The organism is Marinicauda salina (assembly GCF_003122085.1).
Classification (GTDB): Bacteria; Pseudomonadota; Alphaproteobacteria; order Caulobacterales; family Maricaulaceae; genus Maricicauda_A; species Maricicauda_A salina.
In genome coordinates this window covers 641,879-662,181 of record NZ_QEXV01000001.1, presented here as the reverse complement: position 1 = coordinate 662,181, position 20,303 = coordinate 641,879, and the positions used below count along the sequence as shown (strand labels likewise).

Genomic DNA, 20,303 nt, shown 5'->3' with positions numbered 1-20,303 from the left:
ATCGGCCCTTCCGGCCTCAACCGGCCTGTGCAGCGCGCGCGACAAAGCAGTCCAGCCCGCCCGCGCGAAGGCTCTCGCAGGTCCGACGGGCTTCGCCGGAGTCGGCGAAGCCGGTCAGCCTCACCCGGTGATAGACGCCCGCGTCCCCGAGATCGGTGGCGAAGATCCGCAATGGCCGGTCGGCCACGAGCTCCTCGTTGCGCGCGATGAAATCGAGCGCGTGGTCCCGGGCCGCAGCCGTGTCGCGGAACGACGCCAACTGCACCTGCCAGGGCCCGGACCGGCGGACCGCGGGCTCCGCCTCGTCGGCGAACGCCGCGCCCGAGAGGTCCAGCCGCCGCTGCGGCTCCGGCGCGGACCGGTCGCGCGCCTCACTCTCGAACTCGATCGCCGGCTCGACGCGTTCCTCGTAGCGTCTCCCGAAATTCGGATGGTCGTGAGCGCCCAGCCCGCATTCGAATTCGGCGCGGGCTCGCCGAGCCTCGCTCAGCGCGTCGGCGATCTCGCGGGCCCGGCGCTCGCACGCCTGAAAGCTGGGAAGGTCGCGGACGACCCGCACCTCCCGTCGATCCGCGCCCTCGGGATAGTAGAGGAGATCAACGTTCTCCCCGCAGCCGGCGAGAAGACCGGAGGCGGCGATCAACGCGAGGGGGCGAAACCCGGTCATCGGAAATTCCCGCAGGGCGCGAAAACAGCGAAAGTATCGCATGCAACCTCGCCTTCCCAAAGGCGAACCGACCATTCGTCGGGTCGGTCAGCGATGCGCCACGAAACACTCGCCGCCGGCCGCGCGCAGGTCTTCGCAAAGATCGACGGCGCCGCTCCGCGAGGGATATCCCTCGACCCGCAAGCGGACGAACGCGCCACGCGAGTCGAGCTCGACCTCGGAGATCGCCGGCGCCAGCCCATCCAGCAGCGCGTCATGCTGCGCCGACAGTCGACTCCAGGCCGCCTCGGCCTCCTCGCGCGAGCGATAGGCGCCCACCTGGACCTGCCAGGGCGGTTGCGCAGCGAGTTCGTCGACATAGCTCACGCGCATGGCGTCGCTCGTCGCGTTGACCGACGCCATCCGGATCACCCGGGCGCCGACGGCGGTCCCGGCGTCCGGCGCGTCATCCGCGGCCGCGATCAGCGCGGCGGCGGCGGCGGTGATGTCGAGAATCCCGATCATGCGATCGCCCGTCCCGATTCGCCCCAGAGGCGCATGGTTAAAAATGAATAAAACCTTTCTATCAAGCTTTTTCCACAAGAAAATGGTTAACGCAGACGGCGGCACCGGCGCGTTTCTTCGTGCGTCCAAAGACTTGCGAAATAGACCAAAGCCCTCGCCGTCCTTGCGATTTCCGACAGGCGCGCCCCCGACTCGGGCTAGCGTTCATTCGGAACGGCCTCCGTGCAGCATGGTTAACGCCTTTGCGATGCGCGCATCGTCGGCCTAGTTTGCCCGCCCTCCGGCGGGTCCCCGCAGGAGCTGATCAGGACGCAGCGATGATGTACGACCCGGGCGCTCTCGGCATGCTCACTCTCGCGCTCGCCGCCGGCGGCGGCGGCGCGCTGGCGGCCGGCTTGGTGAACGCATCCGCTTCGGTCTGGCGGAAGCGGGTGAACCGGCGCGGGCGGCTCGCCCATCTCGGCCTGCGCGTCGCCGTCCAGCTCGAACGCTTCTCGCAGGCCTGCTACGGCGCCATCCACGAGTGCGAGGTGTTCGAGGAAACCGGCGGGGCGGTGGGCCGGCGCGGCCGGCGCCTGCCCGATCTCGCCGAGTATCCCGACGGCGAGGGCTGGCTGGACCTGGAGCCGGAGCTCGCCGACCGGCTGCTCACCTTCCGCAACGCGCTGGCGACCGCCAATCTGCGGGTGCGCGCGGCGACCCACGACGATGTCGAGGCCGGCCAGAGCATCTTCGTCGAGGAATGCGGCGTGTGCGGCGCCGACGCGTGGGATCTCGCCCAGTCGGTGCGCCGGCGCTGCGGGCTCAAGCTCTACAATCCGCCCTACGACTTCCCGCGCATGCTCACCCAGCGCGCCCTGCTCGCCCGGGCCACCGGCGAGATCAAGGAGGACGGCCCGGCGAGCGTGCTGACCCTGCCCTCGGTCCTGCGCAAGCGCCCCGCAGAGACGGACGCCGGGCCGGCCAATACCGTGCCCTTCCGCCCGCGCGAGGACGACGCGCCTCAGCCGGCCGAGCCCGTCGAGGCGCCGCTGGTGCGCGAGGCCTCCGGCTCCTGAGCGACCGGGCGCGGCTGGCGGAACCCGAAGCACAGAAGGGTCGGAAGGATCCACGGCGCGATCCGCTCGAACGGATCGCCCGGAATCGCGGCGAGCCTCGCCAGCGCGCGGGGCGGGCCCTCGCCCATGGCCTCGACCCCGATCTGCCCCGACACGTAGAACACGACGGTCATGGAGAAGCCGGCGAGGATCGAGGCGAAGATCGCCCAGCCGCGCGGCTCCACGCCGACGACGCGGGCGAGGATGACCGGCCCGAACGCCGCGCCCAGCGCCGACCAGGAGAACAGCACGCGGTCGAAGATGGTCGCGGGCAGCGTCAGGGTGAGCCCGACCGCGAGCGCGCAGATCGTCGCCATGACGATGCGGCTGATCAGCACCTCCCGTCCCTTCAGCACGCGGACGATCCGCAGGTCGTGGGCCGCCGCCGCCGAGGCTGCGACCAGCAGCGAGTCCACCGTGCTCATCACCGCCGACAGCACCGCGGCGATGACGAGGCCCGCCAGCACGCCGGGCAGCAAGCGCGCGGCGAGTTCGTAGAACAGCGCCTCGGCGTCGGCCATGTCGGCGACGAGCGCGCGGCCCGACAGCGCCAGCACGGCCATGCCGAGATGGACGATCACGCCCCAGCTCATCGCCACGGCGAAGCCGCGCCGGCGCGAGGCCTCGTCCTTCACCGCCATCAGGCGCGCCATCAGGTGGGGCTGGCCGAGCGCGCCGAGACCGATGGCGGCCAGGCCGCCGGCGAAACCGAGCACGACGAAACCGGCGCGCCCGCCCGCCCAGTCGAGATAGGCCGGCGGCATGGTCTCGGAGAGCGTCGCCCAGACGCCGGCCGGCCCGCCCGCCGCGATCAGCGCCAGCGTCGGCAGGAGGACGGCGATGATCGCCATCATCGCGCCCTGGACCATGTCGGTGACCGACACCGCCCAGAACCCGCCGAGCAGCCCGTAGACGAGGATCACCGCCGCGCCGAGCAGCACGCTTTCGGTTCCGCCCAGCCCGAGCTGGCTCTCGAACGCGATCGCCGCGGCGCCGAACTGGGCGGCGATGTAGAACACGAAGGCGAACAGGACGAGCCCGCCCGCGAGCACGGGAATCGCCGTCCGCCAGACCGGGCCGGATTCGGCGGCGAGGAAGTCGCTGAGCGTGACATGGCCGCGTTCGGCGGTCTCGCGCCTCAGCCGCGGGCCGAAGCCGAGCCAGATCACGACGTAGGCCGCCAGGATCCCCGGCGCCATCCACAGCGCGGAGACGCCGGCGACATAGATGAAGCCGGAATAGCCCAGCAGCACCCAGGCCGACGAGGTCGAGGCGGCGTAGGACAGCCCCGCCACCCACGGGCCGAGCCCGCGGCCGCCGAGGAAGAAGTCGGATTCGTCCTTGTTGAGATGGGCCGCCCACACGCCGATGCCGACGAGGACGAGCTTGTAGACCACGAGCGTCGCGAGAATGACGCCGGCGGCGGGTTCGGCGTCCGGCATGTGCCCCCCTTGGAAAAGCGCAGCCGCGATTTAAACCCCGCCCGGCGCGCCGCGCCAAGCCGCGAGCGCGCGACGCCTCACACGCCGAAGGGGAAGGTCTCCTCCTCGCCCGCCTCGGGCGTCGAGGGCCGGGCGTCGACGGCGCGGGTCTGCTCGAACCAGACCCAGGCGTCGAACTGGGCGGGCAGATCGGCCTCGAAATAGTGCGAGGCCCGCTCGGTCTCGGGCCGGTAGACGACCCCGATCGCGCGCTCGAGCGCCGGCGCGGTCAGCGCCTCGCGGTCGGCCTCGCCGAGCCGCGTCATGTCCAGCAGGAAGCGCGGGACGCCGGTGTCGCCGCAATGGCGCTCCCAGCTGCCCTCCATGGCGCGACGCACCGTCTTGACGGTCATTCGCCCGCCCCACTCGTCGGCGGCGGCGACCTCGCCGCGCTCGGTCCCGAACCCGATCAGCGCGGCGCCGTCGCCGAAACGCTGGCGGACGAGCTGGCCGATAGTGTGCTCGCCGCGCACCCGGCCCATCTCGGTCGCCCGCGCGTCGCCGACATGGGAGTTGTGCGCCCAGACGACGGCCTTCGCATCCGGTCCGCGATGGACGAGCAGGCGTTCGAGCGTGTCGAACATGTGCTGGTCGCGCAGATTCCACGAGGACGGCCCGCCGTAATACATCGTGCGGTAATAGCGCTCGGCCTCGGCGACGATGCGCGCGTTCTGCTCGGCGTCGAACACCGCCTCGCCGTTTGCGAGGCGCCGGGCGAGCATGTCGGCGAGCACCGAGGCGACGCGGTCCTCGCAGCGCCGGTAGCCGTCGTCGATGCGCATGCGTCCGTAGGCGGCCGGATCGCCGCAATACGGCGTCAGGCAGGCGTAGCGTTCGCGGGCGACCGCGGCGGCGTCGGGCTCGGCCTCTTCGAGAAAGTCGAGCACGACGCCGATCGACTCGCACAGGGAGTAGACGTCGAGGCCGTAAAAACCGGCCTGGCGCTCCGGCGAACGGTCGTCATTGATCGCCTTGAGGCGCTTCAGGAGGTCCCAGGTCTCCTGGTTGCGCCACATCCAGCGTGGAAACCGCATGAAGGGCTCGGCGGCGGCGCGGCCCCCGAAGCCCGACCGGATCGCGCGGTCGTAATAGGCCGCGTCTGACCAGTCGGCCTCGACGGCGACGACGGTGAAGCCGTGATCGCGCACCAGGCGCTCGGTGATCGCTGCGCGCGCGGCGTAGAATTCCGAGGTGCCGTGGGTGGCCTCGCCGAGGCAGACCACGCGTTTGTCGGCGAAGCGCGCGACCAGGCGGGCGAGATCGTCATGGCTCTCGAAGGGTTCGGCGGCGCGCGCGATGACGACGGACGGCCCCTCCGCGGGGCGTTCCGGCTTCGGCCGCGCCTCGGCCCTCTCCGCTCCCGCGACGGAGGCGATCAGCGGCACGAAGCGCACCGCATCGTGCTCGACCGTCTCGAAGCGGTCCGCGTTCAGGCGGCGGACCACGGCGAGGACCTGCACATTACCCTTCGGCAGCGGGATGACGAGACGCCCGCCCACGGCGAGCTGGTCCTTGAGCGCGGCGGGCAGCTCGCCGCCGGCGGAGACCACGATCGCGTCGAAGGGGGCTTCGTCCGGCAGGCCTTCCGTGCCGTCGCCGTGGACGATCTCGAGATTGTCGTAGCCGAGTCCTTCGATCGCTTCGCGGGCGGCCTCGGCGAGCGGCCCATGGCGCTCGATGGCGAAGACCCGCTCGGCGATCCGGCTCATCACCGCGGCGGCGTAGCCCGATCCGGCGCCGACCTCGAGCACCCGGTCGCCGGGTTCGAGTTCGGCCAGCTCGATCATGCGCCCGACGATGAAGGGTTGCGAGATGGTCTGGCCCGAAGCGATCGGCAGCGGGCTGTCCTCGTAGGCGAACTCGGCCATGTCGGCGGGCAGGAAGGCCTCGCGCGGGACCTCGCCCATGGCGTCGAGGACGCGCCGGTCGGCGATTCCGCGGCGGGCGAGCTGGTTGGTGACCATCGCGGCGCGGTCGTCGGCGAAACTATCGGTCAGGGTCATCGGCGCGGCCCTCCGAAGCGTGCGTCCGTCACCATGCGCCCGGCGCGCACGCCGAGCAGCCCGACAAATCGTCGCCGTCGCGGCGGTTCAGCCGGCCGGCGTCCAGGCCAGCGAAGCGATATAGCCCGCATAGAGCGCGAGCAGCACGCCGCCCTCCATCCGGCTGACGCGCTGGCCGGTGAGCGCGAACGCGATCAAGAGCCCGCTCGCGCCGAGCATCACCCAGAGATCCGGGCCGAGCACGCGCGGCGGCGTCTCGAACGGGGCGACCAGCGCCGCCGAGCCGAGAATCCCGAGCCCGTTGAAGATGTTGGATCCGACGATATTGCCGAAGGCGAGATCGCCGTGACCGCGGCGGGCCGCGACCAGCGAGGCGGCGAGTTCGGGCAGCGAGGTGCCGACCGCGACGATGCTGAGCCCGATCACCGTCTCGGGCACGCCGAGCGCCCCGGCGATCGCCACCGCGCCGGTCACCAGCAGCCAGGCGCCGCCCACCACGCCGGCGATGCCGAGACCGAGAAAGAGCGCCGAGGCCGCCCCGTCGGGCGGCGTCACCGACTCGGCCTCGGCCTCGTGCAGCTTGGCCGCCGCGTCGCGCATGGCCCGGTCGATCAGGTAGGAGGCGAGGATATAGGCCAGCAGCAACCCGACGAGGATCGCGCCGGTGAGCCTCACCATCGGCGCGAAGGCGAGCGCGCCCGCCGCGATCAGCATGGCCGCGGCCAGCGCCGGGCCGTCGCGGCGGAAGGCGCGCGGTTCGACGACGACGGGCGACATGAGCGCGGCGGCGCCGAGGATCAGAAGCACGTTGGCGATGTTGGAGCCGACGACGTTTCCCACCGCCACGCCCGGCGAGCCGGCGAGCGAGGCCGACACGCTGGTGGTGAGCTCCGGCGCCGAGGTGCCGAAGCCCACGACGACGAGCCCGATCAGCAGCGGCGACACGCCCAGCCGCCCGGCGACGCCGACCGCGCCGCGCACCAGCGCCTCGCCGCCGACGAGCAGCACGACCAGGCCGGCGATGACGAAGACATAGTCCATCGGCTCACTCCCCGCGGGCGCGCGGGCATCTCTGCACCGGAACGTGATCGCCGCAAACCCGGTTGCGCGCCCCCGCGAGGATGACGCCGGGCCGACGCCTTCCTATGTTCCCGGTGAGACGACGCGATGGAGATCCCGATGGGCGTTCTCGACGACCGCAAGTGGAAGACCGAGCTGGTTCCCCCGGAGAAGGCCCTGCCCGGCCGCTTCCAGGCGATCCCGACCGCCGAGACGCATTTCGTCAACGGCCGGCCGCTCAAAGGGCCCTATCCCGAGACCGCCGAGATCGTCTATTTCGGCATGGGCTGCTTCTGGGGCGCGGAACGCGTGTTCTGGGAGACCGACGGCGTGTGGGTCACCGCGGCGGGCTATGCCGGCGGGCTCACGCCGAACCCGACCTACGAGGAAGTGTGCTCGGGCCGCACCGGCCAGGCCGAGGTCGTCATGGTCGTCCACGAGCCCGAGAAGGTCTCGTTCGAGGACCTGCTCAAGCTGTTCTGGGAGAGCCACGACCCGACCCAGGGCATGCGCCAGGGCGGCGATGTCGGCACGCAGTACCGCTCGGCGATCTACTGGACGACCGAGACCCAGCGCGACGCCGCCGAGGCCTCGGCCGAGGCCTATGACGCCGCGCTCAAGGCTGCGGGCAAGGGCGGGATCACGACCGAGATCCGCGAGATCGGGCCGTTCTACTTCGCCGAGGCCTACCACCAGCAATATCTCGCCAAGAACCCGGACGGCTATTGCGGGATCGGCGGGACCGGCGTCGCCTGCCCGATCGGGACCGGCGTCGCGGCGGGTTAGGCGGGGCGGCTCAACGGGGCGCTACGAGCGAGCAGGCAGCCGGCTCGGCGCGCTCGAGGTGGGCGAGATTGTCGTAGATGAGTTTGTCTGCGTTTTCGGAAATTTCAAACTTGATAGACACAGTTACAATCAGAATTTTCAAACGCTTCATACTCATACGCTCCGCCACCGGACACCATACATTTGCTATGTGTTACGTTTTTTAAGCCTTACCCATCTATCCCGCGTGATTACAGGAAGCCCTGTCGAATCAAAATCTACCATGTGATCAAAATTTTCATTCTTCGCGATTTCATTAAATCGCATCCAAAATCTTGCGAGCTCTTTATAAATTAAATTCTTTTCAAATAGACCACGATAAGCAGTCCTAGATATTTCTAAACATATATCTATTTTGTTCGATGCACTTTTACGCACTGTAAAAATGCCGACTTGCGAAAAGATATCTCCCTCACAAATTTCTGTTTTTAACTGCATACATCGTTGAATATCTAATACTAATGTAGATATGAAGACATTTTCGATGCGAACAATTCCAGAGTTATGTATATCTATGTACCCTAATGATGAAAGACCATCTTCGTGCGTAATATTTTCGCCATGAATTATGTCCATCGAAATATCAATAGGTATGAACTCAATTTTATGCATGTTGCATCCTTTTATCGGCACAACTTACGTTGGCCGAACCGGCTGAACAGTCGTAGTCTTCAGGCCGCTCCAAGCGGGATCCGGTACAGGTTTTTGCCCCCCACGGGTCCGTCGCGTTCATCGGATCATTGCCGACATAGGCGTAGAGATTGGCGCCGCCGTTCCAGCGGATCCGGTCGGGTTGGATGGTGAGGCGGAGATGCGATCGAGCCTGGGGATCGATCGCCCGCCGAACGCCCGTGCCCTGATTGTAGTCGCGATTGCGCGCGAAACGGAGCCCGGTCGCAAGCGCGCGGCCGCAGCCCAGCGCCGGGCATCCCGGATCAAGTCCGGGACAGGCTCCGCGGCGCAGGACCGCGCCGGAGCCGTTCCGGTCGACGATCCAGGTGGCGCCAGCGGAGGCATGGTTCATCGTCACATTGTCGAGCCTAGCCCGGCGCGTCCGGCGCGCAACCGTGAAGCGACCCCCTCACCCCAACCGTCCCTGTGGCGGCGCGACGAGCGAGCAGGCAGCCGGCTCGGCGCGCTTGTGGTTGCCGAGATTATCGTAATCCAGGGCATCCGAATACATGGCGCCCGATGCGCTAATCGCCAATATCGAAAATATCAGGGCTATATGAAGCGGCATCAATCCGATCGCTCGCTTATCATATCCGCTCGCGCCCTCTCGGGCGACACGATCGACCAACCGTCTGGCATATCGCCACACGCCATAAACTGTTGCTGGTCCAAATTGTATATAATGCGCACGCCCTCCAACTCTCTATTTTCGACATTCATGCGCCCGACTATTGCTACTCGTTGACCCCTCAGGGTTATGGCACACTCCAAGATAGCGGCTATTAGGTGCAAATCTAAATATTGTGAATCCTCATTAAGTTCCGAAGTGCTATACCTTAGATACCAATCGTCATTTCTATTTATGAGATAGCCTGAAGACAGAACGACCATCCCTTCATAATCCTCCGGGATTCGGTCTAACGCATGAGCCGGCACTTCCGGGACCACTTGTTCAAGACATCCTGTCATCACCAAAGATAATGCAGCAATAAATATATATCTAAAGTAGGGCAATTAACCTTCCCTCCCAGGCGCCAAGATGACCCAGCCCCTCGGCGTGTCGCCACATGACATATAACCTTCCTGACTTATATTATATATTATTTGAACACCCTCCAGATAATTATCACCCGCATCAACATATCCAACAACACCGACCCTCTCCCCGATCAGAGATTCGGCGCAAGCCTGTATTTCGCGAGCCAAATCGACATTCAACTGCCCTGTATCACCCTGATCATCGGTAATTCTATATCTTAAATACCACTCCCCGCCGTCATTAAGCAGTGTCCCTCCTGTCAGAACCACCGCCCCCTCGAATCGTTCTGGCTGAAGTTTCAATGCATGGGCGCCAATATCCAATACAGCCTTATCGGAGCACCCAGCCGCCCAAAGGAGCGCCAAATACGCAACCAGTCTGCCTACCAGCAAAATTGCCTCCCTGAACTTGCTTTCCCGCGGACTTGCCTCAACCCAACCGCCCCAGCGGAAACGCGAACGCGACCGTCCAGTTGGGCGCGTCGACGATCTCGGCGATGGAGAGATCGCCGCAGACGCTGCACATGAGATAGGCCGCCTCAGCGCTCAGCCCGCGCCGGGCGGTGAGTTCGTCGATCATCTGGCGCACGGCGGTCCTCGACGCGTCCATCAGGTCCGGCCCGACCCCGGTCGTGACCAGGCGCGGCTCTGCGGCGGCGGGCCCGGCCTCGGCGGGCGTCTCGATGACCGGGGCGCGCGGCGCGGCGGCCTTCATCAGTTCGAGTTCGACCGAGAGCCGCATGCCGGTCTCGATCGCCGTGCCGCAGACCTCGCCGTCGCCCTGGGCGGCGTGGCCGTCGCCGGCCGAGACCAGGCCGCCCGCGGCCTCGACGGGCAGGATCAGGCGCGCGCCGGAGACCAGCTTGCGGCAATCCATGTTGCCGCCGGTCCTGTAGGGCGGGATGATCCCGTGCGGGCCGGGCGCGCCGGGGGCGAGCCCGATCGTGCCCATGAAGGGTTTGACCGGCGCCCAGCCGATCCCGCCCGGCGCCTCGCCGCGGCCGCGCGCGCGGTCGATCGTCCAGCGCCAGAAGACCGGATGGGGGAAGTCCCCGGCCAGCAGGCCGAAGCCGGGAATGTTCGCCGTCCAGCCCCAGCCGTCGGTTTCCAGATCCGTCAGCGTCACCGCGATCGCGTCGCCCGGCTCGGCGCCGTCGATCGCGATCGGGCCGTTGACCGGATTGACCTTGTCCTGGTCCATCGCCGCGACGTCGGCGGGGGCGGAGTCCGGGCCGAGCTGTCCGCCCGAGGCGTCGAGCGTCGCAAGCGAAACCGCCTCGCCGGGCGCGACGACGAGCGCCGGGGCGCGATCGCGATCCCAGTCGCAATGGCGATGATCGTGCAGGGTGTGTCCCATCGGCCTCGCCTCCCGCGGCGGCGGCGTTTGAGTGAACCGCATGGTGGCCCGGCGGCCGCGATCACGCTAAGGGCTCGGGCGATGGCGGAGAACCCCATGAACCGACTGATCGTCTTCGACGTCGATTCCACCCTGTTGGCCGAAGAGAGCCTCGATTTCGCGGTCCGGCGCGCGCTCGCCGCCGCCGAGGACGGGGCGGAGCGCGCCCGCCGGCTGGAGGAGCTCACCGAGCGCGGCATGGCCGGGGAGCTCGATTTCCGCAAGTCGCTGGAATTGCGCCTCGAGATCGGCGGGCTCACCCGCGAGGCGATCGACGCGGCGGCCGGCGCGCTGCGCGAGCGCGCGACGCCGGGCATGGACGACCTGCTGGCCAAGCTGCGCGAGCGCGGCCGCGAGGTCTACGCGGTCTCCGGCGGGTTCTCGCAGCTGGTCGAGCCCGCGCTCATGGATCTCGGCTTCGCCACCGGCGAGATCCGCGCCAATCGCTTCGTCTTCGACGGCGCGCGCGCAGTGGATTTCGACCGCGACAACCCGCTCTCGCGCAATGGCGGCAAGGCCGCGGTGGTGGCGAGCCTGAAAGCGCAGAGCCGGCGCGACATCGCCATCATGGTCGGCGACGGCATCACCGATTACGAGGCCTTCGCCGAGGGCGCGGCCGACGCCTTCATCGGCTTCGGCGGGGTGAAGCGCCGCGAGGCCGTCGCGGAGAAGGCCCCGGCCTGGGCCGACGACGTCGCCGAGCTTTCGCGGCTGCTGCTCGGCTGAACGCGCTTGCGCGGACCGCGCGCCGGGCGCATCTAGCGTCGGTGTACGGATGCCGCCCATGAACCCCACAGCCTGCGCGCCCGCGCCCTTCTTCGGAGACAATCTGACCGCCGCGCTGATCGGCGATCTGGAGACGCGCGGCTGGGCGTTCGCCCCCGACGCGCTGCCCGCCGATCTCGTCGCCGAGCTGCGCGCCGAGGCGAGAGCGCTCGCCCGCGAAGGCTGGATGCGCGAAGGCCGGGTGGGGCGCGGCGAGCGGGAGACGCGCGCGGCCGATGTCAGGCGCGCCGCGATCCGCTGGCTCGACGGATCGACGCCGGCGCAGGCCCGCTTCCTCGACGGCTGCGAGGCGCTGCGCGTCGCGATCAACCGGACGCTCTACGCCGGGCTGTTCGAGTTCGAGGCCCATTACGCGGTCTATCCGCCGGGCGGCTTCTACGCCCGGCATCTCGACGCCTTCGCCGGCCCGCCGAACGGGGCGGGCGCGGCGGCCGCGGCCGGGCGCATCGGGATGCGCTCGCGCTTGGTCTCGCTCGTCGCCTATCTCAACGAGGCCTGGGAAGCGCCCGACGGCGGCCGGCTCGCCGTCTGGGAGGCCGCGCCCCTCGACGCCGAGGGCCGGCCCGATCTCGTCCGGCTCGACGCCGTGCCGCCCGCCGCCGAGCTCGACCCGCGCGGGGGCTCGCTCGTGCTGATGCTGTCGGAACGCATTCCCCACGAGGTCCGCCCCGCCGCGGCCGAGCGCGCGGCGATCGCGGGCTGGTGGCGCGTCAATGCGAGCGTCGGCGGCGTCGTCGATCCGCCGCGCTGATTGCAACACCTTTCGTGATAGGGTGTTTTCCGCCCATGACGGAAAGCCTCGCGCCCGACGACTCCTGCGCCGACCTGCCCGCGCTGATCCGCGCGGAGATCGCCAATGCGCGCGCCGCCCTCGACATGGCCGAAGACGATCCGGTCGTGGCCTTCCACGAGGCGCGCAAGGCGATAAAGAAGGCGCGCTCGAACGCCCGCCTGATGCGCAAGGCCGACAAGGACGCGTCGAAGCGGATCAACGCGGCGGGCCGCCGCGCCGCCCACATGCTCGCCGAAGCCCGCGACGCCGACAGCCTCGAGCAGATCGCGCGGGCCGCCGCGATCAAGTGCGACGACGCCGACCTCGCCGCCGTGCTGCGCGAGGAGGCCGACCGGGCGCGCGCCGACGGCGAACGCGTCGACCGGGCCGAAGCGGCCGACCAGGCCCGCGCCATGCTCGACGAGATGGAGCGCGAGACGGCCGCCGCCGGTCCGATCACCGAACCCGGGACGGCCGTCGCGAAAGGGCTGGCGCGCACCTATGCGCGCGCCTGCGACCGGCTCGCCGAGGCGAAGGCCGATCCGAACGGCGTGACGCTCCACGAGCTGCGCAAGCGGGTGAAGGACTGGCGCCATCACGCCGAGGCGCTGGGCGATGTCTGGCCCGGCGGGATCAAGGCCCGCCGCAGGAAGGCGAAGACCGCCGCCGACCTGCTGGGCGACCATCACGATCTCGTCCGCCTGATCGAACGCCTCGAGGCGCGCGAGGGCGACGGGCTCGACGCCGCGATCGAGTCGCTCAGGACCAGCCGCGACCGACTGGCGAAGAAGGCGTTGAAGCGGACCGCCAGGGCGTTCAGGCGCGGCAAATCCAGGGCGAAGAAGAAGCTCGTCGGCGCCGCGTAGACGTCCACCCGCTCACGCCCCCTTCGGCGCGGGCGTCTTCTCCCTGAACTTGCAGATGTCGGCGATGACGCAGCGCCAGCACTCGGGCTTGCGGGCCTTGCAGACATAGCGCCCGTGCAGGATCAGCCAGTGATGCGCGCCGTGCATGAAGCGCTCCGGCGTGATCGCCATCAGGCGCTCCTCGACCGCCTCGGGCGTCTCGCCCGGGGCGAGCTTCGTGCGGTTGGAGACGCGGAAGACATGAGTGTCGACGGCGATCGCGTGCTCGCCGAAGGCCTCCGACAGCACGACATTGGCCGTCTTGCGCCCGACGCCGGGCAAGGCGGTCAGCGCCTCACGTGTGCGCGGAACCTCCCCGTCATGATCCTCGAGAAGCTTCTCCGACAGGGCGACGACGTTCTTGGCCTTGTTGCGGAAAAGCCCGATCGTCTTGATGTGCTCGCGCACGCCGTCCTCGCCCAGCGCGACCATCTTCTCGGGCGTGTCGGCGGCGGCGAACAGGCCCCTCGTGGCCTTGTTCACCCCGACATCGGTGGCCTGGGCCGACAGCACGACGGCGACCAGCAGCGTGTAGGGGCTGGTGTATTCGAGCTCGGTCTTCGGCTCGGACAGCACCTCGACGAGACGTTCGTAGAGCGTCTCCGCGTCGGCCTTGCTGAGGCCCGGCGCGCGGCGCTTCCTGCGTTTGACGGGCTGTTTGCTCATGACGCCGGGTTAGCCGGGCGGGCGGCGGCGGGCAAGGTCGAACCGGCTTTCCTTCGCGGACGCAGCACGGCATAAACCGGGCTTCCTTCCGCCGCCGGTTCCAAGCCCCATGAAGCCCGATCCAGCCCGCCTGAAGCGCGAGACCTATCCCGTCGTGATCACGGTTCCCACGCGGTTCCAGGATCTCGACCCGCTCGGCCACATCAACAATGTCGCCATCGGCGCCTTCTACGAGGAAGCCCGCGGCGCGCTGAACCGGGCCGTGTTCCCGAAGGGCTCGCGCCACGAGCTCGGCGTGCGGATCCTCATCGCCGACGTGCACATCGTCTATCTGGGCGAGGCCTTCCATCCGCGCGAACTGGAGGTCGGCGCCGGGATCGAGCGCATCGGGACGAGCTCCTACACGATCGCCTCGGGCCTGTTCCAGGACGGCGCGTGCATCGGGACCAGCGAGACCGTGATCGTCAACACCGCCGAGGGCCGGTCCGCGCCGCTGCCGGACAAGGCGAAGGCGCTGCTGGAGGAGTACCGGCTGAAGACCGGCTGACGGCGCGTTTGCGCCGCGCGGGCGGTTTGTCATGATCCGCCGCTGAGCAAGCTGCGAGGCGCCATGGCCGAGAACATCGTCATCCTGACCGGCGCGGGGGTGTCGGCCGAGAGCGGGCTGGGCACGTTCCGCGACACCGGCGGCATCTGGGAGCAGTTCGACCCGATGAAGCTCGCCACGCCGGAGGGCTTCGCCGCCGATCCGGAGACGGTGCACGGCTTCTACAACGCCCGCCGGGCGAATCTCGGCGAGGCCGCGCCCAACCCCGCCCATGAGGCGCTGGCCGAGCTGGAGCGAGCCTGGAAAGCGCAAGACCGCGGCGAATTCCTGCTGGTCACCCAGAATATCGACGATCTCCACGAGCAGGCGGGCTCGAGCGACCTGATCCACATGCACGGCGAGCTCTCCAAGAGCCGCTGCAATCATTGCGGCCACCTGTTCGAACATCTCGACGCATTGAGCGTCGAGCGCGCCTGCGCGGGCTGCGGCGAGCCGGGCGGGCTGAGGCCGCACGTCGTCTGGTTCGGCGAGATGCCGCTCGGGCTCGACCGGATCTACGCCGCGCTGGAGGCCTGCGACCTGTTCGTCGCGGTCGGCACGTCGGGGACGGTCTATCCCGCCGCCGGCTTCGTCCAGGAGGCCCGCGCCGCCGGCGCGCGCACCGTCGAACTCACGCTCGAGCCCGGCGAGATCAGCGCGCTGTTCGACGAGCGGATCTATGGTCCGGCGAGCCGAGTAGTGCCGGACTGGGCGGCGAAGGCGATCGGCGCATGACGCCGGACTACCAGGCGCTGCTGCAGGCCGGCTTCAAGGCCTTCTCCGCCGGCCGTCTCGACGAGGCCGGCCGCATCGCCGACGACGCGCTCGCGCGCATGTCCGGCGAGCCCAACGCGCTCCATCTCAAGGCCGCCGCCCTGTTCGCCGCTGACCGCGCCGGAGAGGCGAAGCCCTTCGCCGAGCGCGCCAGCGCGGCGATGGCCGGCAATCCGCATGCGGCCAACCTGCTGGGCCTGATCCTCAGGCGCCTCGGCGAGCGCGAGGCCGCGCGCGCGGCCTTCGACCGGGCCGCCGGCTGGGCGCCGGGCTGGCATGAGCCGGCGTTCAACCGCGCCCGCCTCGCCAACGAGGCCGGCGACCCGGAAGCCGCCATCGCCGACCTGCGCCGGGCGCTGGAGATCAAGCCCGGCGATGCGCCCGCCCAGGCCCTGCTGGCGAGCCTGCTGCTTGCGCGCGGTGAGACCGGGGAGGCGAAGGCCCTCGCCGAGGCCGCGCTCGCCGCCGATCCTCACGACCTCATCGCCGCGCGCGTGCTGGCGCGATTGGACTTCGACGCAGGCGAGCGCGACGACGCCGCCTCCCGGCTCGAGGCCGCGCTCGACCGGTCCCCGGACCGGGGCGCCAACCGCTCTATCGCGCTCGGCCTGCTGGGCGATGTCCGCGACGCCGGGGGCGATGTCGCGGCGGCGTACGCGGCCTGGTCCGAAGCCAACGCCCTGCTCGCCGAGCGCCACGCCGAGCTAGAGACCACGCCCGGGCCCTACGCGCTGGCGACCGCGGAGCGGCTGGCCGAAATCCATGACGGGCTGTCCCCGCAGCCCGCCGCCCCGGCGGGCGAGGGGCCCGTCCCGGCCTTCATCGTCGGCTTCCCGCGCTCGGGCACGACCCTGCTCGAGCAGGTGCTCGACGCCCATCCCGGCGTGAGAACGACGGACGAGGCGCCGCTGCTTTCCCCGATCATCGAAGCCGCCGGCGGCGCCGAACCCGATCCCGCCTGGTTCGCCTCGCTCGACGCCGCCGAGCGAAACCGCCTGCGCGCGGCCTACTGGGACGCCGCCGGCGGACCGCCGGAGCCGGGCGTGCTGCTCGTCGACAAGCTGCCGCTCAACCTCATCTGGCTCGGGGCGATCGCGGCTGTGTTCCCCGAGGCGAAGATCATCCTCGCCCTGCGCGATCCGCGCGACTGCGTGCTGAGCGCCTTCCGCCAGCGCTTCGGCATGAACCCGGCCATGTACCGCATGCTGACGATCGAGGGCGCGGCGGCCTATTACGACGCCGCGATGCGCGCCGGCGAGGCCGCGCGCTCCGCCTTCCCGGATCTCGCCGTGCTCGAGCACCGCTACGAGGACATGGTGGGAGACCTCGAGGGCCGCGCCCGGGCCGCGCTCGATCATCTCGGCGTCGGCTGGCATGACGATGTGGCGGCCTATCGCGACCGGCTGAAGGCCAAGCACATCTCGACGCCCTCGGCGACCCAGGTGAAGAAGCCGGTCTATGCGACGAGCGTCGCCAAGTGGCGGGATTACGACTTCGCGCTCGACCCGGTCCGGCCCGTCCTCGATCCGTGGGCGGAGCGCTGGGGGTACGAGGCCAGTTAGCCCGCCTCGTCCTCGATGGCGTGCATGTCGGCGTCGGACAGGCCGAAATGATGGCCGATCTCGTGGACGAGCACGTGCGTGATCAGCGCCTTGAGCGTGACGTCGCCGCGCTCGCACCACTCCAGCAGGATCGGCATGCGGTAGAGGAAGACGTGATCCGGACCCGCCTGGGGGTGGGTGACGGATTTCTGCGTGAGATCCACCCCGTGATAGAGGCCGCTGAGCTCGTACGGGCTCTCCATGCCGAAATGGTCGAGCGTGGCGTCGTCGGCGAAATCGGTCACCTGGACGACGACGTTTCCGCACATCTGGCGGAACGCCTCGGGCAGCTCGGCCCAGGCGTCTTCTGCGATGGCCAGGAAGTCTTCCTGCGACGGGGCGTAGGCGTCTCCGGTCATGCGCGCACGTATAGGCGAGACGGGCCCCGCGCGTCAGCCGGAATCGGGCGGGCGGGGCCGGTTATTCCCGCATTACAGATATGACGACTCAGGGTAGCATTCGATGCTCCACCACGGGGGACGGGGCATGCGGCGACACAATTGGTACGGCCGGAGCGGCCGGGGCTATGTCTTCGACGTGTTCGAACTCGGCGCAGCGCTCGCCGAGACGGCCGGCGTCTACATCCTCGCGCGGCTGGACGGGGAGGACGGCTATTTCGACCCGCTCTATGTCGGCGAATGCGAGTGCCTGAACGCCCGCGCCGGACGCGGGATCGACTCCCACGACCGGATCGACGCCGCCCGCCACGCCGGCGCGACCCATGTCCATGCGCTCGCCGTCGACGGCGGGGCGATGACAAGGCGCGCGATCGGCCTCGACCTGCGCAACCGCCTCCACCCGCCCTGCAACCGGGGATAGGAACGGGTCGGTAAAGGATACAGACGCCCCGGCTTGGGCGATATTATACTTAACGTACCCATATGGCTGAGATACCTCGTGACACAAGGGAGATACGGCCATGTCAGTTCTTTCGCGTCCTGAGTTTCACGAAGAAGAAGCGGCTTACGAGTACGTCGAAGCGCGGCTCTGGCCGAACGGCCCGGTCTGCCCGCGTTGCGGCGAGACCGAGCGCGTCGGCAAGCTGAAAGGCAAGACCACGCGCATTGGCGTTCACAAGTGCTACAAGTGCCGCAAGCCGTTCACCGTCAAAGTCCGCACCATCTTCGAGGCGAGCCATGTGCCGATGCATCTCTGGCTTCAGGCGATCTACCTGATTTGCGGATCCAAGAAGGGCTTCAGCGCGAACCAGCTTCACCGGACGCTTGGCGTCACCCTGAAGACGGCCTGGTTCATGTCGCACCGTATTCGCGAGGCGATGCGCTCTGGCGACCTTGATCCTTTTGGCGGCAACGGCGGAGCGGTCGAGGTGGACGAGACCTTTATCGGCCGGGACCGCATGAAGAAGGCGGAGCGTGTCGGCTACCAGCACAAGCACAAGGTTCTGACGCTGGTTGATCGCGACAGCGGCCGCGCCTGCTCCATCGTGGTCGACAAACTGCGCATGACCGTGATCGCCGACATCCTTGACGCCAATGTCAGCCGCGAGGCGCACTTCATGACGGACGAAGCGGGATGGTATACGACGCTGGGCTGGAATTTCGCCGAGCATGGCACGGTCAACCACGGCCGCGATGAGTACGTGAACCCGGCGGATCGCACGATCCACACGAACACGATTGAGGGCTTTTTCTCCGTGTTCAAACGGGGGATGCGCGGCGTGTACCAGCACTGCTCGAAGCGCCATCTTCAGCGCTACATGGCGGAATACGATTTCCGCTACAGCAACCGCGCCGCGCTTGGTGTAAATGACGAGGAACGCGCGGACAATCTGCTCCACGGCGTGATCGGCCGTCGCCTCACCTACGCCCAGCCTGTTCGGCGCTAGTCGTCAGCGGCGCCATCGTCGTCCGCGCCGCCGCTGTCCGCCTCCGGTTCATCACCGGAGGTTTCTTTTTTGCGCAGATCGAGCCGCTTCATGATCCGGTCCAGCTCAGCCGGGTCTTCGTCGCATCCGGCCTCGCGCGCGGCTTTGATGAAGCGTTGCGATTGCGCTCCAGCGCGTTCGTTGTCGGTCATGTTAAGGCCCCTTGCGACTCAGTCATGGTCCGCGTTAAAAGACGCAATGTCATTCACGAGGACCGTCATGGGAAAGCCGGATCATCTCACAGCGCTGCGCGCGATCAAGGCCGAGTACGAAGCCAAGCTGGCCGATAACGCGGATTTTCAAGCGTTGCGCGCCGTTGAGGCTGCCATTGAACAGATGAGCGACAGCTCGAAAAGACTAGCACAGCCGGAGCGACGGCGCGAGGCGACTGGCGAGAGCGCTACCTCGCGTGCCGCTATTGCGAAGCAGGTGTTCGAAAAGGTCGAAACGCCGCTAACGACGCAGCTTATGCTTCAGGAGTTTGAGAAGCTTGGGCAGCCTATTGCCGGAAAAGACCCGGCGACAAATCTCGCATCCTCGCTCTCGCGCAGCGATAAATTCCGCTCTGTAATCTACAAGGGGCAGCGCGCGTGGTGGCTGACAGATCGTCCATATCCGGGAGAGCTCGTGCAAGAGCCGATGCCGGAGATGGGCGAAAGCAATGTTAACTCCTTGTTAACCACAAGCGAGGACAACGCTTAAGGGGCACCGATACGCAACCAGTCGCCGCGGGACGCCTCCCGGATCTGTGGCAAAATGTGAGAATAAGGCGGCGGGACCGCTACCAACGAACCCCCGCCGCCTTTGTGTCGAAGCAAATAAGGAGGATCCGATATGGACCCGCCCTAGCTGATCCCCGGTGAAAGCCGGGCCGAGCGCTTCAGGCTAGCGATATGCGGCCTTGGCGCTCTCTTCATTGCCCTCGTGCCGAAATCGGTAGACGGGCCACAATAGGACTGTGGTGAGCCTGCGGGCTCGTCCGGGTTCGATCCCCGGCGGGGGCACCTTATTTATACAACGCCCTGATTTCGAAGGCAAATTATGAATTAGGGCGCCAGATCAACGGTTTAGCGTATGCGTATTAGCATAGAAGGCTTTTTGTGGGTCTGCCTGCCAATTATTTGCAACGCGCTCTTCACGATGGTGATTTTCGGCGTTCCAGATTTTCTAAGAGCGCACGTGTGGGCGTCCTATTTCGCTGCTGTGTGCTTGATAACTGCGTCAGCGGCTGGACTAATTGGGCTCGTCAAACACCAGATTGAGGCCCGTCACGCGCTCATATCGCTTGGGCTTATGGCCGCAATTCTTATCACTGCATTTGCGGCGATCCATAACGCACACGATTACGCCTCTGGGGCCGCCAACAACTTTGGTGACAGCTTATATTTTTCGATTGTGACGTGGACGACGCTTGGATACGGAGACTTTCAGCCAGATCCGCAGTTGAGGCTTCTAGCGGCAGTTCAGGCCGTCTTAGGCTACATTTATCTCGGCGCTGGCGTTGGTCTCATAGGCGCGCTGATTATCCAATCTGAGAGCCAATAAGGAGGACCACCGCGCCAATGATGGGCGCAGCTGAAAGTGCG

Annotated in this window: 23 protein-coding genes and 1 tRNA gene; 13 read left to right on the top strand and 11 right to left on the bottom strand. The window is 67.7% G+C overall.

Annotation, left to right across the window (positions count from 1 at the left end; translation table 11 throughout):
- Positions 1–16: 16 nt before the first annotated feature.
- Together DDZ18_RS03000 and DDZ18_RS02995 are read right to left on the bottom strand one after the other, a co-directional pair.
- Positions 17–667: an SPOR domain-containing protein gene (locus tag DDZ18_RS03000; RefSeq protein WP_158272046.1), complete on the bottom strand. Its 651-nt coding sequence runs from the start codon at positions 665–667 to the stop codon at positions 17–19.
- An 87-nt stretch (positions 668–754) separates the two neighbouring features.
- Positions 755–1,171 (bottom strand): SPOR domain-containing protein, encoded by a 417-nt coding sequence (locus DDZ18_RS02995; RefSeq protein ID WP_109251859.1) that lies wholly within the window; start codon positions 1,169–1,171, stop codon positions 755–757.
- A gap of 317 nt (positions 1,172–1,488) precedes the next feature.
- On the opposite strand from DDZ18_RS02995, the gene DDZ18_RS02990 reads away from it, so the two are divergent.
- On the top strand, positions 1,489–2,229 hold the full coding sequence (locus DDZ18_RS02990) for a hypothetical protein (protein WP_109251858.1): 741 nt from the start codon (positions 1,489–1,491) through the stop codon (positions 2,227–2,229).
- Here DDZ18_RS02990 and DDZ18_RS02985 read toward each other — a convergent pair.
- The 3 genes from DDZ18_RS02985 to DDZ18_RS02975 form a co-directional block, all read right to left on the bottom strand.
- Entirely contained in the window at positions 2,175–3,710 is a 1,536-nt protein-coding gene (locus tag DDZ18_RS02985; protein WP_109251857.1) for a sodium/proline symporter, read from the bottom strand. The two genes, DDZ18_RS02990 and DDZ18_RS02985, sit on opposite strands and share 55 nt — an antisense overlap.
- A 77-nt stretch (positions 3,711–3,787) precedes the next feature.
- Positions 3,788–5,752: a protein-L-isoaspartate(D-aspartate) O-methyltransferase gene (locus DDZ18_RS02980; RefSeq protein ID WP_233245681.1), complete on the bottom strand. Its 1,965-nt coding sequence runs from the start codon at positions 5,750–5,752 to the stop codon at positions 3,788–3,790.
- Between the two features lie 87 nt (positions 5,753–5,839).
- Positions 5,840–6,793, bottom strand: a complete 954-nt coding sequence (locus DDZ18_RS02975; protein WP_109251856.1) for a calcium/sodium antiporter — start codon at positions 6,791–6,793, stop codon at positions 5,840–5,842.
- Between the two features lie 138 nt (positions 6,794–6,931).
- Here DDZ18_RS02975 and msrA point away from each other — a divergent pair, with 138 nt between their 5' ends.
- Positions 6,932–7,597 (top strand): peptide-methionine (S)-S-oxide reductase MsrA, encoded by a 666-nt coding sequence (msrA, locus tag DDZ18_RS02970; protein WP_109252212.1) that lies wholly within the window; start codon positions 6,932–6,934, stop codon positions 7,595–7,597.
- Between the two features lie 186 nt (positions 7,598–7,783).
- Here the strand turns inward: msrA and DDZ18_RS13660 are convergent, their stop codons facing one another.
- The 3 genes from DDZ18_RS13660 to DDZ18_RS02965 all read right to left on the bottom strand — a co-directional run bounded on the left by DDZ18_RS13660 (position 7,784) and on the right by DDZ18_RS02965 (position 10,703).
- A complete protein-coding gene (locus DDZ18_RS13660; RefSeq protein ID WP_146190592.1) occupies positions 7,784–8,248 on the bottom strand; it encodes a hypothetical protein in 465 nt (154 codons plus the stop codon).
- Complete coding sequence (locus DDZ18_RS13655; RefSeq protein WP_146190591.1) at positions 8,241–8,660, bottom strand: RHS repeat-associated core domain-containing protein; 420 nt, start codon at positions 8,658–8,660, stop codon at positions 8,241–8,243. Before DDZ18_RS13655 ends, DDZ18_RS13660 begins: the two co-directional genes overlap by 8 nt.
- Before the next feature lie 1,116 nt (positions 8,661–9,776).
- The gene (locus DDZ18_RS02965; RefSeq protein WP_109251855.1) at positions 9,777–10,703 is read right to left on the bottom strand and encodes an acetamidase/formamidase family protein; all 927 of its coding nucleotides are present in this window, start codon (positions 10,701–10,703) and stop codon (positions 9,777–9,779) included.
- A 96-nt stretch (positions 10,704–10,799) separates the two neighbouring features.
- Between DDZ18_RS02965 and DDZ18_RS02960 the strand changes: the two genes are divergently transcribed.
- Genes DDZ18_RS02960 through DDZ18_RS02950 form a run of 3 tightly spaced genes read left to right on the top strand, consistent with a single transcriptional unit; the run spans position 10,800 to position 13,166 of the window.
- Complete coding sequence (locus DDZ18_RS02960; RefSeq protein WP_109251854.1) at positions 10,800–11,468, top strand: HAD-IB family phosphatase; 669 nt, start codon at positions 10,800–10,802, stop codon at positions 11,466–11,468.
- 58 nt (positions 11,469–11,526) lie between these two features.
- Positions 11,527–12,279 carry a 2OG-Fe(II) oxygenase gene (locus DDZ18_RS02955; RefSeq protein ID WP_109251853.1) on the top strand — a complete coding sequence of 251 codons (753 nt, stop codon included), beginning with the start codon at positions 11,527–11,529 and terminating at the stop codon, positions 12,277–12,279.
- Positions 12,280–12,314: 35 nt separating this feature from the next.
- Positions 12,315–13,166, top strand: coding sequence for a CHAD domain-containing protein (locus DDZ18_RS02950; protein ID WP_109251852.1), 852 nt, complete (start codon positions 12,315–12,317; stop codon positions 13,164–13,166).
- Between the two features lie 12 nt (positions 13,167–13,178).
- Here DDZ18_RS02950 and nth read toward each other — a convergent pair whose 3' ends face one another.
- Entirely contained in the window at positions 13,179–13,871 is a 693-nt protein-coding gene (gene nth / locus DDZ18_RS02945; RefSeq protein ID WP_109251851.1) for an endonuclease III, read from the bottom strand.
- A 109-nt stretch (positions 13,872–13,980) separates the two neighbouring features.
- On the opposite strand from nth, the gene DDZ18_RS02940 reads away from it, so the two are divergent.
- Genes DDZ18_RS02940 through DDZ18_RS02930 form a run of 3 tightly spaced genes read left to right on the top strand, consistent with a single transcriptional unit; the run spans position 13,981 to position 16,793 of the window.
- Entirely contained in the window at positions 13,981–14,418 is a 438-nt protein-coding gene (locus DDZ18_RS02940) for an acyl-CoA thioesterase (RefSeq protein ID WP_109251850.1), read from the top strand.
- Positions 14,419–14,469: 51 nt separating this feature from the next.
- A complete protein-coding gene (locus DDZ18_RS02935; RefSeq protein ID WP_408631530.1) occupies positions 14,470–15,192 on the top strand; it encodes an NAD-dependent deacylase in 723 nt (240 codons plus the stop codon).
- Positions 15,189–16,793 (top strand): tetratricopeptide repeat-containing sulfotransferase family protein, encoded by a 1,605-nt coding sequence (locus DDZ18_RS02930; protein WP_109251848.1) that lies wholly within the window; start codon positions 15,189–15,191, stop codon positions 16,791–16,793. Before DDZ18_RS02935 ends, DDZ18_RS02930 begins: the two co-directional genes overlap by 4 nt.
- On the opposite strand, the gene DDZ18_RS02925 is transcribed toward DDZ18_RS02930, so the two are convergent.
- Complete coding sequence (locus tag DDZ18_RS02925; RefSeq protein WP_109251847.1) at positions 16,790–17,191, bottom strand: metallopeptidase family protein; 402 nt, start codon at positions 17,189–17,191, stop codon at positions 16,790–16,792. The two genes, DDZ18_RS02930 and DDZ18_RS02925, sit on opposite strands and share 4 nt — an antisense overlap.
- A gap of 127 nt (positions 17,192–17,318) precedes the next feature.
- Between DDZ18_RS02925 and DDZ18_RS02920 the strand changes: the two genes are divergently transcribed.
- Together DDZ18_RS02920 and DDZ18_RS02915 are read left to right on the top strand one after the other, a co-directional pair.
- Positions 17,319–17,651 (top strand): hypothetical protein, encoded by a 333-nt coding sequence (locus tag DDZ18_RS02920; RefSeq protein WP_109251846.1) that lies wholly within the window; start codon positions 17,319–17,321, stop codon positions 17,649–17,651.
- A 100-nt stretch (positions 17,652–17,751) separates the two neighbouring features.
- On the top strand, positions 17,752–18,678 hold the full coding sequence (locus DDZ18_RS02915; RefSeq protein ID WP_109251845.1) for an IS1595 family transposase: 927 nt from the start codon (positions 17,752–17,754) through the stop codon (positions 18,676–18,678).
- Here the strand turns inward: DDZ18_RS02915 and DDZ18_RS02910 are convergent.
- A complete protein-coding gene (locus DDZ18_RS02910) occupies positions 18,675–18,869 on the bottom strand; it encodes a hypothetical protein (protein WP_109251844.1) in 195 nt (64 codons plus the stop codon). The two genes, DDZ18_RS02915 and DDZ18_RS02910, sit on opposite strands and share 4 nt — an antisense overlap.
- A gap of 67 nt (positions 18,870–18,936) precedes the next feature.
- Here DDZ18_RS02910 and DDZ18_RS02905 point away from each other — a divergent pair, with 67 nt between their 5' ends.
- From DDZ18_RS02905 to DDZ18_RS14280, 3 genes are all read left to right on the top strand, one after another.
- Positions 18,937–19,419: a hypothetical protein gene (locus DDZ18_RS02905; protein ID WP_109251843.1), complete on the top strand. Its 483-nt coding sequence runs from the start codon at positions 18,937–18,939 to the stop codon at positions 19,417–19,419.
- Between the two features lie 216 nt (positions 19,420–19,635).
- Positions 19,636–19,721, top strand: a tRNA-Pro gene (locus DDZ18_RS02900).
- A 70-nt stretch (positions 19,722–19,791) separates the two neighbouring features.
- A complete protein-coding gene (locus DDZ18_RS14280; RefSeq protein WP_109251842.1) occupies positions 19,792–20,262 on the top strand; it encodes a potassium channel family protein in 471 nt (156 codons plus the stop codon).
- Positions 20,263–20,303 lie beyond the last annotated feature (41 nt).